The sequence below is a fragment of the Almyronema sp. genome (assembly GCF_052168255.1).
GTDB classification, from domain to species: domain Bacteria; phylum Cyanobacteriota; class Cyanobacteriia; order Phormidesmidales; family Phormidesmidaceae; genus Sphaerothrix; species Sphaerothrix epifaneia.
Genome location: NZ_JBQLZL010000036.1, coordinates 155028 through 168561, shown reverse-complemented (window position 1 = coordinate 168561; position 13534 = coordinate 155028). Strand labels below are relative to the sequence as shown.

General features: G+C 52.0%; 11 protein-coding genes. 8 read left to right on the top strand and 3 right to left on the bottom strand.

What is annotated here, in order from left to right:
- The first annotated feature begins 314 nt into the window (after nucleotides 1–314).
- The 8 genes from ACTS3T_RS08090 to ACTS3T_RS08055 all read left to right on the top strand — a co-directional run bounded on the left by ACTS3T_RS08090 (nucleotide 315) and on the right by ACTS3T_RS08055 (nucleotide 10322).
- A complete protein-coding gene (locus tag ACTS3T_RS08090; RefSeq protein ID WP_377963508.1) occupies nucleotides 315–566 on the top strand; it encodes a UPF0175 family protein in 252 nt (83 codons plus the stop codon).
- A complete protein-coding gene (locus ACTS3T_RS08085) occupies nucleotides 559–1053 on the top strand; it encodes a PIN domain-containing protein (RefSeq protein WP_377963506.1) in 495 nt (164 codons plus the stop codon). The genes ACTS3T_RS08090 and ACTS3T_RS08085 overlap by 8 nt, the downstream gene beginning before the upstream one ends.
- A gap of 55 nt (nucleotides 1054–1108) precedes the next feature.
- Nucleotides 1109–2578, top strand: a complete 1470-nt coding sequence (locus tag ACTS3T_RS08080) for a CoA-acylating methylmalonate-semialdehyde dehydrogenase (RefSeq protein ID WP_377963504.1) — start codon at nucleotides 1109–1111, stop codon at nucleotides 2576–2578.
- 86 nt (nucleotides 2579–2664) lie between these two features.
- On the top strand, nucleotides 2665–3039 hold the full coding sequence (gene folB / locus ACTS3T_RS08075) for a dihydroneopterin aldolase (RefSeq protein WP_377963502.1): 375 nt from the start codon (nucleotides 2665–2667) through the stop codon (nucleotides 3037–3039).
- Between the two features lie 413 nt (nucleotides 3040–3452).
- Entirely contained in the window at nucleotides 3453–4844 is a 1392-nt protein-coding gene (locus ACTS3T_RS08070; RefSeq protein ID WP_377963500.1) for an NAD-dependent succinate-semialdehyde dehydrogenase, read from the top strand.
- Between the two features lie 229 nt (nucleotides 4845–5073).
- The gene (locus ACTS3T_RS08065; RefSeq protein WP_377963498.1) at nucleotides 5074–6720 is read left to right on the top strand and encodes an acetolactate synthase large subunit; all 1647 of its coding nucleotides are present in this window, start codon (nucleotides 5074–5076) and stop codon (nucleotides 6718–6720) included.
- A 317-nt stretch (nucleotides 6721–7037) separates the two neighbouring features.
- On the top strand, nucleotides 7038–7217 hold the full coding sequence (locus ACTS3T_RS08060) for a hypothetical protein (protein ID WP_377963496.1): 180 nt from the start codon (nucleotides 7038–7040) through the stop codon (nucleotides 7215–7217).
- A gap of 147 nt (nucleotides 7218–7364) precedes the next feature.
- Nucleotides 7365–10322, top strand: a complete 2958-nt coding sequence (locus ACTS3T_RS08055) for a glycerol-3-phosphate acyltransferase (RefSeq protein ID WP_462934902.1) — start codon at nucleotides 7365–7367, stop codon at nucleotides 10320–10322.
- Nucleotides 10323–10451: 129 nt separating this feature from the next.
- Here the strand turns inward: ACTS3T_RS08055 and ACTS3T_RS08050 are convergent, their stop codons facing one another.
- The 3 genes from ACTS3T_RS08050 to ACTS3T_RS08040 all read right to left on the bottom strand — a co-directional run bounded on the left by ACTS3T_RS08050 (nucleotide 10452) and on the right by ACTS3T_RS08040 (nucleotide 13528).
- A complete protein-coding gene (locus ACTS3T_RS08050; protein ID WP_377967650.1) occupies nucleotides 10452–11486 on the bottom strand; it encodes a sodium:calcium antiporter in 1035 nt (344 codons plus the stop codon).
- A 70-nt stretch (nucleotides 11487–11556) separates the two neighbouring features.
- Nucleotides 11557–12399: an ABC transporter permease gene (locus ACTS3T_RS08045; RefSeq protein ID WP_377967648.1), complete on the bottom strand. Its 843-nt coding sequence runs from the start codon at nucleotides 12397–12399 to the stop codon at nucleotides 11557–11559.
- Nucleotides 12400–12475: 76 nt separating this feature from the next.
- Nucleotides 12476–13528 carry an ABC transporter substrate-binding protein gene (locus tag ACTS3T_RS08040; protein ID WP_377967646.1) on the bottom strand — a complete coding sequence of 351 codons (1053 nt, stop codon included), beginning with the start codon at nucleotides 13526–13528 and terminating at the stop codon, nucleotides 12476–12478.
- Between the last annotated feature and the right edge of the window lie 6 nt (nucleotides 13529–13534).

The following is a 13534-nucleotide window of genomic DNA, read 5'->3' as shown; positions in this document are numbered from 1 at the left end:
GAAATTATGGCTCTATTGGTCAAGCTAGTGCGGCTAGCGTAGAGGAATAGGACGGGGAGAGGGGGAGAGGAAGCGGGGACGCGGGGACGCGGAGACGCGGAGAGCTTGATTAGCAACGCCTCCCTCATCCCCCTTTCTCCCCATCCCCCTTTCTCCGTGTCCGCCTTTACTCTTAAAAAAAACGCGGAGAGAAATTTGCAGCTTATTGTTAGTGCTACGATCAAACCCTGAGCCTTAGCAAGCGGGACAATCAAGACATCAAGCTATCGGTTTCTATGGCTATTTTTTGGTGTTGCAAAAATTGAGGAATTCAAATGAGTACGATTCAAGTTGAAATTCCAGACGAAGTTTTAATCAGCCTCAAAGAAACCGCTGAAACGATGCCAGAAGAGTTGTGTCTTATGGCGGCCATTAAACTGTTTGAGTTAGGCAAGTTGTCATCCGGTCGAGCCGCTCAGTTAGCAGGAATTTCTAGAGTTACTTTTTTAATGAAAATTGGTCGTTATCAAGTTTCGCCCTTTGCACTGACGGCAGAACAGCTTGCTGATGATGTGAGGAATGCCTGAACCTCTGGTGATTGTGAATACATCCCCTTTGCTCTATCTGTATCAGGCAGGTTATTTAGCCCTGCTTAAACAGCTCTATGGCAAGGTCATTACCCCTATGGCGGTCAAGAAAGAGTTAGACGCCGGACAGCAACAGGGTATTCAAGTACCTGATCTCAGCCAGTTGGAATGGCTGAAGGTAGTGACTGCTCAGTCTTCAGCGTTAGTTCCGGTCGTTACTGATTTAGGAGCAGGTGAGACTGAAGTGCTGGCGCTTTGTCTAGAAAACCCCAATAGCTTGATGATCTTGGACGATCAACTAGCTAGACGAATGGCGAATATTTATCAGCTCAAGTACACAGGAACCCTGGGCGTTTTAATAAAAGCAAAACAAGCAGGATATCTAGAATCTATTGCACCTGTTATCACCAAATTCCAGAGTTTAGGTATGTGGCTTTCAGCCAACATCATGAGTGAAGTTCTAAATTTGGCAGGTGAAGCAGATTAAATTCTGCCAATATTTTTGTAGGCTATAGGGCGTCGCCCCTAATTCTTAGCCTTACATGACTTCCCTGAGAAATTACATTAATGGCCAGTGGCTTGCCTCTAGCGCTTCAGAGCATTTGCTGGTTACTAATCCGGCTACGGCTGAAACCCTGGCAAAGGTGCCGCTCTCGCCTGCCGAGGAGGTAGCCCAGGCTGTCGAAGCTGCTGCCGAGGCATTTAAACAGTGGCGACGGGTGCCGCCGACTGAGCGGGTGCAGTTTTTGTTTAAGCTCAAAGGCTTGCTAGAAGCCAACGTAGACGACATTGCTCACACCATTACCTTAGAGTGCGGCAAAACCCTAAAAGAATCGGCAGCAGAGCTACACCGAGCAATTGAGAATGTCGAAGTTGCTTGCGGCATTCCGACGCTGATGCAAGGTCGCAACCTCGAAGACATTGCCCGTGGCATTGATGAGTTTATGTTTCGTCAGCCTTTAGGTGTTGCTGCTGCGATCGCCCCTTTTAACTTTCCGGCGATGATTCCTTTTTGGTTTTTGCCCTACGCGATCGCCTGTGGCAACACCTACCTGGTCAAGCCGTCTGAAAAAGTGCCGCTGACGATGCAAAAGATCTTTAACTTAATTGATCAGCTCGATTTGCCCGCCGGGGTCATCAACTTGGTCAACGGCAGCAAAGCCACCGTAGACGCAATTTTGGATCATCCCCAAATTCGTGCCATTAGCTTTGTCGGTTCAACGCCTGTGGCTCGTTATATCTATAGTCGGGCAGCAGCCAACGGCAAGCGGGTGCAGTGCCAGGGAGGTGCCAAAAATCCGCTGATTGTGCTGCCAGATGCCGACATGGAAATGACCACACGCATTGTCGCCGATAGCGCCTTTGGCTGTGCCGGACAGCGTTGCTTGGCCGCTTCGTTGGCGATTACCGTGGGCGAAGCCAGCCAGACCTTTACCGAGGCGATCGCCGAAGCCGCCACCAATCGCGTCGTCGGCAACGGCCTCGACCCAGCCGTGCAGATGGGGCCTGTAATTACAGCGCCAAGTCGCCAGCGAATTGAAGGCTTAATTCAGCAGGGGGTTGATGACGGTGCCGATATTCTAGTAGATGGTCGCCATCCTGAAATTGAAGGCAGCGAGGCAGGGCACTTTGTCAGGCCAACGCTGCTGGCTAACTTAGCGGCTGAAAGTGCGATCGCCCATACTGAGATCTTTGGCCCCGTTTTGGGGTTAATGGCTGTCGATACGGTCGATCAAGCGATCGCCTTAGTAAACCGTAGCCACTGGGGCAACATGGCCTGCCTATTCACTAGCAGCGGCGCGGCAGCTCGCAAATTTCGCTACGAAGCCGAAGCAGGCAATATCGGCATTAATATTGGCGTAGCTGCACCGATGGCTTTCTTTCCCTTTAGCGGTTGGAAAGATAGTTTCTTTGGGGATTTGCACGGTCAAAGCGATCACGCCGTTGAATTTTTTACCCAAACAAAGGTGGTGGTCGAGCGCTGGCCGCGGGAGTGGTCGAGGCAGTTTTAGGTCAGGAAGATAGAGAAGGTAGGGGAGAGAGGGGGTGCCGACCGTTGGGGGCGACTGGGTATTGCAACGCTAGAGAAACCAGGCAAGTGAAAGACAATATTCAAATTAGCGGTATTCGCGCCTATGGCTACACAGGGGCGCTACCCGAAGAACAGGTGCTGGGGCAATGGTTTGAAGTGACGTTGACGCTGTGGCTCGATCTTTCGGTGGCGGGGCAAAGCGATCGCCTATCAGACACCCACGACTATGTCAGCATCGTTCAGGCAACCCAGCAGATTATTCAAAGCCAAAAATACGCCCTGCTGGAAAAGCTGGCAGAGGCGATCGCCCAAGCTGCCCTTGCTAACGATCAGCGGCTCACGCAAGTTCAGGTGCGGCTAACCAAGCTAACGCCCCCCATCCCCAACTTTAGCGGCCATATCACAATAGAAATTTTGCGTTCTGCATCTGTCTGTCAGTAGCAGCCTATCAGTAGCAGCTCTGTAAGTAGCAGCCCTGTCATTTCAAACACCAGTAGAGGGAGTCAGACAGGGCTGGAGACGCAGTTAGGAGGTATCTGCAAAACACTCTAACGGTAGAATTGCCGCGTCTAGAGACTCTTAACAAGTTCTTAACGTCTCAATTAGCATCAGCAGTTGAAATGTTTACATTTCGACTTATTAAACAATCTATACGTTTTGCCGTCGTCTCCTGCTTTCTGCTGCCACATTAGAGAAAGAAAAGAAATTTCCGGCTTTGAAGCAGCCTGTCAACAAACGCTACGTCACTTGCCATCAGTGATGGATTGGCTAAGTTTTCTGGCATTCATACAAGCGCGAGTGAAATCTAGCACAGGGCTTCAGAGCATTGGAACGGCATTTGCAGGAGGTCGGATATGGGTATTGCCAGTATTAACCCTACCACTGGTGAAAAATTACAGGTTTTTGCAGCGCTCACAGACGAGGCGATCGCCGCCAAGATCGCTTTAGCCCAGCAAACGTTTGCAGACTATCGCCAGACTTCATTTGAGCAGCGATCGCAGTGGCTACAGGCTGCTGCAGAGGCGCTAGAGCAAAGACAAGATCACCTGGGTCGGCTGATGACCCTGGAAATGGGCAAGCCGCTCAAATCAGCGATCGCTGAAGTAAAAAAATGTGCCTGGGTGTGCCGCTTTTATGCTGAAAATGCAGCGACGTTTTTAGCCGACGAAAGCGCCGAAACAGACGCTAGCCAGAGCTATGTGCGCTACTTGCCCCTGGGCATTGTTTTAGCGGTCATGCCCTGGAACTTTCCCTTTTGGCAGGTTTTTCGGTTTGCCGCGCCAGCGCTGATGGCAGGTAATGTCGGTTTGTTAAAACATGCTTCTAACGTGCCGCAGTGTGCCCTGGCTATTGAAGAAATTTTTCAGCAAGCCGGGTTTCCAGCCGGGGCGTTTCAAACGTTGCTGATTGGGGCTGACCAAGTTGAGGCCATTGTCAAAGATGCGCGGGTAAAAGCAGCCACCCTCACGGGCAGTGAAGCCGCCGGAGCCAGTTTGGCTTCTATAGCCGGAGCCGAAATCAAAAAAACGGTGCTAGAACTTGGCGGTAGCGATCCGTTTATTGTGCTGCCCAGTGCCGATATTGACACTGCCGTTGAAACGGCGGTTACAGCAAGAATGCTCAACAACGGCCAATCTTGCATTGCCGCCAAGCGGTTTATTGTACATACAGCGATCGCCGACGAGTTTACCGCCCAGCTCATCGAAAAATTCCGCGCCCTCAAAACAGGAGATCCGCTGGCAGACGACACCGACCTCGGCCCGCTGGCAACACCTGCCATTTTGCACGACATTGATCAGCAAGTGCAGGCTTGTGTGCAAGCAGGTGCAAAAGCGCTAGTAGGTGGAGATATCGCTGCTTTGCAAGCCCAGCTACCAGACTCGCTGAAAAAAGGTAACTTTTACCCAGCCACCCTGTTAAGCCAGATTCCCCCCCATACCCCCGCTGCCGAAGAAGAATTTTTTGGCCCAGTGGCGCTGCTCTTTTGCGTAGACAACTTAGACGCCGCCATTGAACTAGCCAATTCCACCCCGTTGGGGCTAGGGGCGAGTGCCTGGACCCAAGACGAAGCCGAGCGCGATCGCCTGATTAACGAACTCGAAGCCGGGGCTGTTTTTATTAATGGTCTGGTTAAATCCGACCCGCGCTTGCCCTTTGGAGGCATTAAGCGATCGGGCTATGGCCGCGAACTCGGTCATCATGGCATTCAAGAGTTCGTCAATATCAAAACTGTCTGGGTAAAATAGCGCCCCCAGCGCCGACCATGGCCGATATCTCTACGGGCAGGTTGAGCCGAACAGCGTTGCCTACGACGGTTCACTAGCCGCTAGATGTTGCTTCTATAACCTGCCTTTAACCTGCCTTTCCCTTGTCTGTGTACGGGCGAGTTGAGCCGCTGCTGGTTCGCTCAGAGCCACTAACGTTTTTTCAAAACCTGCCCCTACTGTTTACCTTACGTTCTTTTTCATCACTCCTATGACCGAACTTAATACTGCTGAATTGCTCGTTCGCTGCCTTGAAAACGAAGGCGTTGAGTACATTTTTGGCGTTCCTGGCGAAGAAAACCTGCAAGTCCTGCAAGCCCTCAAGCACTCCTCCATTCAGTTCATCACCACCCGTCATGAACAAGGAGCCGCTTTTATGGCCGATGTTTACGGTCGGTTAACGGGCAAAGCAGGCGTTTGTCTTTCAACCTTAGGCCCCGGTGCCACCAACCTGATGACGGGCGTAGCGGATGCCAATCTCGATCGCGCCCCTTTAGTTGCCATCACCGGGCAAGTCGGCACCGATCGCATGCACATTGAATCACACCAATATCTGGACTTGGTGGCAATGTTTTCACCCGTCACCAAGTGGAATACGCAAATTGTGCGGCCTAGCAACACACCCGAAATTGTCCGCAAAGCCTTTAAGCTAGCCCAAACCGAAAAACCAGGTGCCGTTCATATTGACCTCCCTGAAAACATCGCCAGTATGGCGGCTAAAGGCTTACCGCTACGACCCGACAGCCGCGAGAAAACTTTTGCTTCCATTCATAGCTTGCAGCAGGCAGCGGTGGCCATTTCTCAAGCCACCAATCCGATGATTTTGGTGGGCAATGGGGCTATTCGCGCCAACGCCAGCGACGTGCTGACCGAATTTGCCACTCAGCTCAATATTCCAGTGGCAAACACCTTTATGGGTAAAGGGGTGATTCCCTATACTCACGCGCTTTCCCTCTGGACGCTGGGGTTGCAACAGCGCGACTTTATTAGCTGTGCCTTAGAAAAAGCCGACTTAGTCATTGCCGTCGGCTATGATTTAGTCGAATTTTCGCCCAAACGCTGGAACCCTAACGGCGAAATTCCCATTATCCATATTGGGCTAACGCAGGCTGAAATTGACAGTAGCTACATTCCCAGAGTGGAAGTGGTGGGCGATATTTCAGACTCTTTGCAAGAAATTTTGAAGCGAGTCGATCGCCAGGGTTTGCCAGAATCTTATGCGGTGAGTTTGCGGCAAGACATTCGATCCGACTACGAACAGTACGCCGACGATACTGAGTTTCCGGTTAAACCGCAAAAGCTGATTTATGATCTGCGTCAGGTGATGGGCGCAGAAGACATTGTCATTTCAGATGTGGGCGCTCACAAAATGTGGATTGCCCGTAACTATCACTGTATGCGACCCAATACCTGCCTGATTTCTAATGGTTTTGCAGCAATGGGGATTGCCATTCCAGGGGCGATCGCCGCTAAACTGGTGCATCCTAGCCGCAAAGTGGTCGCCGCCACAGGCGATGGGGGCTTCATGATGAACTGCCAGGAGCTAGAAACCGCTCTGCGGGTTGGCGCTAACTTTGTCACGATTATTTTTAATGATGGCGGCTACGGTCTGATTGAATGGAAGCAGCATAACCACTACGGCGAATCGGCTTTTGTTCACTTCAAGAATCCAGACTTTGTCAAATTTGCCGAAAGCATGGGACTGAAAGGCTATCGCATCCAATCTACCGAAGACTTTGCCCCTACGCTTAAAGAAGCCCTAGAACAAGACGTTCCGGTTGTGATTGATTGCCCGGTTGATTACCGCGAAAATTTGCTCTTTAGCCAAAAAACTGAAGACTTGAGCTGCTTAGTTTAGAAAAATTTTTCTACACTTTGGCCATAACTTAGTCAACAATTTTGGCCAATCTCCCCCCATCTCAAGCGGTAGCGGTTATCTTGAAACTACGTTATTCATTCAACTAAACCGCTACCGACTTGAAAAAGTCAGGGCGAACTTTAACGAACAGCCTATATCGCTGGCTCACCGTTCACTATAAATAGACAACATTAACTGTTTTGCAGAGGCTTTGTTGCTCTAGCCATTAAGGTTGAAATACCTCAATTTCTGCCAGCCTCTTAGAGAAAACCTTTCCTTCTGGCTTCTGCCTTTAGCTTTAACTGCCAAGGGGTTGAATGATGATTTCTCAAATTTCTCAGACCGTATCGGCTGCAGGTCTTTCTGCTCTAGCCCAAACGACTCAGCCCGCCCAGCCCTATTCGCGCGATCGCGGCCTTTATTGCTCTATTAACTATGCTCAGCACCATAGCGCTCAGCACTATAGCTATTTAGAGCTATTGGTTGGAGATGGCTAAAAGACTTAGCCAGTAACCAATCGGCTCTGTTTGAGCGGCAGAACATCGCTGGCTAACCTGGCTCAAGCCTGGGGATTAGCTTAAGACTGAGCCGGGTTGGCAAGATTGGCCTAACAATAGAAAAGATGCGTTGGGCGATCGCGGTCTATGACCCTTACTCAAGTTTGGGGTGCCCTGCTAATTTTTGTGCTGTGTCCGCTGCTGGGCGGCTTGCCCCTGACAGGTTGGCTAACCCGTTTAGTCAGCGGTAAACGGCTGAGCCAAATTGGCACAGGTAACGTGGGGGTTTCAGCCGCGTTTTATCATGGTGGGCGCTGGGCAGGCATTTTAGCCGTTGGGGCAGAAGCGTTTAAGGGGGTTGCGGCGGTGCTGCTGGCTCGCTACTATTTCCCTACTGACCCGACCTGGGAAATTGTGGCGCTGATTGCGCTGGTTTTAGGCCGCTACTGGATAGCCAAAGGGGCAGGCACCACCAACGTAGTCTGGGGCATTTGGGTACACGACTGGATTACCGCAGGGCTAACTTTTTTAATCAGCGGCATTGGCTTTACCCTGGTGCGCGAGCGGCGGCAGGGGCGGATTTTGGTGCTGATTTTGCTGCCGCTGATTACAATGCTGCGCCATAGCCAAGCAGGAGAGTTAGTCTTAGCAATGGTTTGCCTAAGTGGTCTGATTGCTTGGATTTATCAAAAACTGCCCGATGATTTAGATTTGTCAGCAGAATCAGGTCGCGTTGAGTCTCAAAAGATGTTTCGATTTTTTCAGGGCGATCGCGCTTTGCGATCGCTCGATCAGCAATTAAAAGCCGATCAGGTTGGAGCCAAAGCGGCAACCCTGGCGCAGTTGCGTCGCTGGGGTTACCCGGTGCCTTTGGGCTATGTGCTGCCTGCGGGGGATGACCCTGCTCCTCTAGTCGCCATTACTCAGCCCTCGCCGCAACAACCCGTGATTGTGCGCTCCTCCGCCGTGGGCGAAGATTCTGCAACGGCTTCGGCAGCAGGTCAGTATGTTTCTATTGCCAATGTGACTCACCAAGCCACGCTAACAGCGGCGATCGCCCGTTGTTTTGCCTCTTATAACAGTGAATCCGCCCAGCAATATCGCCGCGATCGCGCTTTGCCAGACGCTCAAATGGCGGTGCTGGTGCAAAGTCAGGTGCAGGGCGTTTTTTCGGGGGTGGCTTTTAGCCGCGATCCGATTGCCCGTCACGGCGATGCTGTCGTCATTGAAGCGCTACCCGGAGGAGCCGCTCAGGTCGTTTCTGGCCAGGTCACCCCCCAGACTTATCAGGTAATCGTGCAACCTGAAGATATCCCGGAGTTTGAACGCACAGAGCCGTCAGAGACTTGGCAGTTGCCATCGGCGCTGACCCTACAGATAGCGGCTCAAGCAGGTGATGATGACACCATTCCGTCTCGCCTCTTGCAGCAGGTGGCCTTTCTCGCCCGCCATCTAGAAACCCGTTACTACGGCATTCCTCAAGATATGGAGTGGAGCTATGACGGTCAGCAGCTTTGGGTGTTGCAAAGCCGCCCGATTACCACCTTGCTGCCCATCTGGACGCGCAAAATTGCGGCAGAGGTGATTCCGGGCTACATTCGGCCTTTAACCTGGTCAATTAATCGGCCTTTGACCTGTGGCGTTTGGGGCGATATTTTTACCCTGGTGCTGGGCGATCGCGCGAGCGATCTAGACTTTGAGCAAACTGCAACCTTACAGGCGTCTCAAGCCTACTTCAACGCTTCTCTGCTGGGTGACATTTTTCGCCGTATGGGGCTACCGCCAGAGAGCTTAGAATTTTTGACCAGAGGAGCCAAGTTTAGCAAGCCACCGCTGGCCTCTACACTACGAAATCTGCCGGGGCTGCTGCGCTTAGCCAGCCGAGAACTGCGGCTGCGGCGTCAGTTTTACCGAGACAATCGCCGTCAGTTTCAGCCTGCTTTAAACCAGTTCACGGCTCGTCCAGCGAGTCAGTGTAGCCCTGTAGACCTCTTGGCACGGGTAGATAGATTACTCGAACTGCTACGACAGGCGACTTATTACAGCATTTTGTCGCCTCTCAGCTTAGCTATCCGCCAAGCCATGCTCAAAGTTGACGAAGCTAGCTTAGACACCGCTGCCTTGCCCGAAGTTGCTTCAATGCGAACGCTACGGGCGATCGCCCAAGACTCGCGCCCAATTTTATCCAGCTTGCCTGTCCGTCCAGACAATAGCGCTTCCCTTTTTGCCGCCCTGTCAGAAACGACCGATGCCCAGCCTATTCTAGAAAAAATAGACCAGTTTTTAGAGCGTTACGGCTACCTCAGCGAGGTCGGCACCGACATTGCCGTTCCCACCTGGCGAGAAAATCCTCACCCGGTGCGCGAACTGTTTGCCCAGTTTTTGCTTAATCCACCACCGGAGTCAACAAAAACGCGTCCGGCCTCGCGTCCCAAAGGCTGGAAAATCCGCCAGGTACAACGCCGGGTCAACCTCAAAGGGCAGGTAACCGCCGTCTATAGTCGCCTGCTAGCTGAATTGCGGTGGAGCTTTATCGCCCTAGAACAGCAGTGGCTACAGACCGGACAACTGGAAAAATCGGGCGACATTTTTTTCTTAGAGCTAGCCGAAATTCGCCAGATGATTCAGCCCAGCGGCCAAACGCTGCCCGTCTCGCTGCCAGCGTTAGTGCAAGCAAGGCGATCGCGCTTTGAGCAAGACCAAACACTCAAACCCACCCCTTACATTGTCTATGGCAACCAGCCCCCTAGCCGCTGGACGCTGGCAACGTCGCAGCATCCGGTACAAACCCTCAAGGGGATTGGAGCCAGTCCGGGGCAGGTGGTAGGACGCATCCAAATTTTAGAAACCTTACAAAACCTACCTGAAATCTCAGCCGAGACGATTTTGGTGGTGCCCTACACCGACTCTGGCTGGGCACCGCTGCTATCGAGAGCCGGGGGGCTGATTGCAGAAGTGGGGGGGCGGCTCTCTCACGGGGCAATCGTGGCGCGAGAGTATGGCATTCCGGCAGTGATGGATGTCACCCATGCGTTGCAACGGCTGCACGACGGGCAGCGGGTACGCCTTGATGGGCAGCAAGGGACGATTGAGGTACTGGATTAAGGTTGTCTTGTATCTAGGTTTTAGAGAGCGACTGCGATCGCCAAAGAGAGAACTCTCCAGCTAACAATGGGGGAGTTTAACCTCACCCTGATGCAGGCAAAGCCGCGATGAACAAGTTTGGGGCTAAACTCAAAGCACCACGCTGGTAACGCCAAACGTTTCTAAAAACATCCAGATCACAAAGCCCACATATAGCCCCAGCAGCACCACGCTTTCACGCTTTTGCAACATCAGCCCCGTACGCATAAAGGCAAACAAAACAATCGTGGCAAAGGTTAGAATCGCCATCATCGGTGCGGCCACCGCAAAATCAATTGGCGAAGCCCCGGCAATCAACACCCCGACCGGAATCGCCACCAGCAGATCAAAAATATTGCTGCCCAAGACGTTGGCTAAACTGATTGTGCCTTGCCCCTTTTTCGCCGCCCGAATGCTCACCAGCATATCTGGCAAGCTAGTACCCGCCGCGATCACCGTTAAGCCCCAAAGAAACGTCGGCGTATTGAAAAGTTCACCAAAACCGATCGCCGATCGCACCAAACCCTCCACACTAAAGACAATCAGCACCAAACTCAGCAACAGACGTAGCCACTGTCGGCCTGGGTTGATCTCTCGTCTAGCCAAATTTTCGGGATGCCCCCCCAACTCAGCCTGATATTCTGCCGTATCTTGCTGCTGCAAAAAAATATAAAGTCCGTACATTGCTAGGGGCATGAGGGCAATCGGGCGGGTCATTAAGCCCTCCCACTCGGTATTGGGCACAGGGTTGTAGATTAAGGCAAAGGTAAAGGCCAAAAGCAACACTGTGACACTGGTGATATAAAACTGAGCGTCTTTGTAAACCAACAGGCGATCGGCGGCCAAGCGCCCCCCCAGCAAACCCGAAACCCCCGGAATCACCAAAATGTTAAAGATAGCAGAGCCGACAATTGCGGCAATCCCCAACTCAAATTCCCCGTGAACTAAAGTTGCCAGCACCGTACTTGACAACTCTGGAAAACTAGACCCCACCGCTGCGATCACCGCCCCTTGCACCACTTCGGGTAGCTGATAATAGAGGGCTAGCTTTTCTGAAGCTTCTTCTAGCAGGGCACTCGACTTCCAAACGACAGTGGTTGAGACAATCGCTAGAGCGAGGTAAAGCAAAAGTTGTAAAGCGTCCATGCTGGGTCTGGTTGAGACGGGCGATCGCAGGGCAGACCTTTCTGTCCCTCACGAATTTATCACCTGTTGGTTACAGCGCCCATTTGCAAGTGAGCTTTAGCAACCAGCGCAAAGATAAATCCATCAAAAAGCCAATCAGCCCCAGCACAATCAAACAAGCAAAAATTTCGTCGGTTCTAAAAAACTTTTGAGCAATCAAGATGCGTTTACCCAAGCCCACCTCTGCCGCCACCAACTCCGCCACGACCACTAAATTCCAGGAAGAGGCCATGTTGATGCGAAAGGTGTCGATAATGTTAGGCAACACATAAGGGGCAATCACCTGAAACAAAATTTGGCGGCGCTTACCCCCCAGCGTGTAAGTGGTTTCAATTAGGTCTTTGGGCACAAACTTAACCGCATCCATAATCATCAGCGTGTTAAAGAAAACTGTGCCAATGAAAATTAAGGCGATTTTCGGTTCTTCCCCCAGCCCCAGATAAATAATTAAAAGTGGAATAAAGGCCGGAGCAGGCATATAGCGAACAATGCCAATAATCGGTTCAAACAGTGCCCGAATGCTGGGAAAAGCCCCCATCGCAATCCCCAGGGGTACAGACAATATCCCAGCCAAAACAAAGCCAGCCAGCACCCGGCCAAAGCTAGCCAGCGTATCTCCTAGCAAGTAGCCCTGCGTCCAAAGCTCAATTAGAGCCTGGATCACCATTACCGGAGACGGCAAAAACTTAGGGTTAACCCAGCCCGAACTGGCCAACCCCCACCACAAGCCAAACGGAATTGCAATCGACAAGCACAAAAGCAAAAGACTCAGCGATCGCGGCACTTCCTCCCCAATGCGCCAAAATACCGTGGGCTTGAGATTGCTTTGCACCGTTGCAACCGACTCGAGCGGATTCGCTGCCGGGTTTGCCATAGTTGTTAAGGGTTAATCGCTACAGGAAAACGTCTCCATCTTGCCAAAGACATCGAGATGGGGATTGCATCAAAGGCTACGCAGACTCGGCATAGGCTTGCACAAACTGATCATCTAAGATCACTTCTAAATCGGGCACCTCTGGAATAAAACCCACACTCACCATAAAGTCAGCCATCTTTTGGGCAGCAAACGACATGTATTGCATCTCTTCGCCACTGCTAAAGGCTTCTAAGTTGTCTTCGATGGTGAAAAAGCGCGTGCCTTCGAGATAAAGGTCAAACTCATCCGGGCTGACGCTGGCTCGCTTGGCCATGATGGCGTTGGCGGCTTCGGGGTTTTCGGTCATAAAGGCGCGAACGTCAAACCAGGTTTTGACCAGCGCTTGCACCTGATCAGGCCGCTCATCGATCAGGGTTTGAGTCACCACCAGCAAGTCGGGGATCGCTCCTGGAAATTGCTCAGAGCTAAGCAGTTCTTTGCTGCCTTCGCGCTCTAGCGCTGTAGCCCAAAACGGCACCCAGCCCGAAAAAGCATCGGTTTGTCCGGCAGCAAAAGCTGAGGCAGCGGCTCCGGTTTCTAAGTTGCGAATGGTGACATCATCGCGAGAGAGTCCGGCATCTTCGAGGGCAAGTGATAGCAAAAAGTCACCGACGACGCCTTCTTCGAGCGCCACTTCTTTGCCTTGCAAATCAGGCACGCTGTTAATTTCTTCAGCCACAATCACCTTGTCGTTGCCGGCTGAGTTGTCGTTAACCAGCACCGCCACTTCACCGTTAACAGCATCGGCGGCAAATGAAATTGTGTCGTTGAGGGTTTGGCAGTTGGCGTCAAGTCGCCCAGAAGCGAGCGATTCCATCGATTCTAGGTAGCCATCAAACCAGATTAGCTCCACATTCAAGCCATTGGCGGCAAAGAGTCCTTCTTCCTCAGCGATCGCCCACGGCCACCAGCCCGCCCAACTGCTATAGCCCATGCGAATTGGCTGATCATCAACCTGTTCGACAGCGGGTTCTGCAGCTTCTTCGGCGGGGGTCTCTGGCTCAGAGGTACGCTGGCCGCAGCCAACTGTAACCAGCACAGTGCAGAGAAAGGCTAAACAAAGCGGAATTAATCGGCGTCGATTCATCGTTGT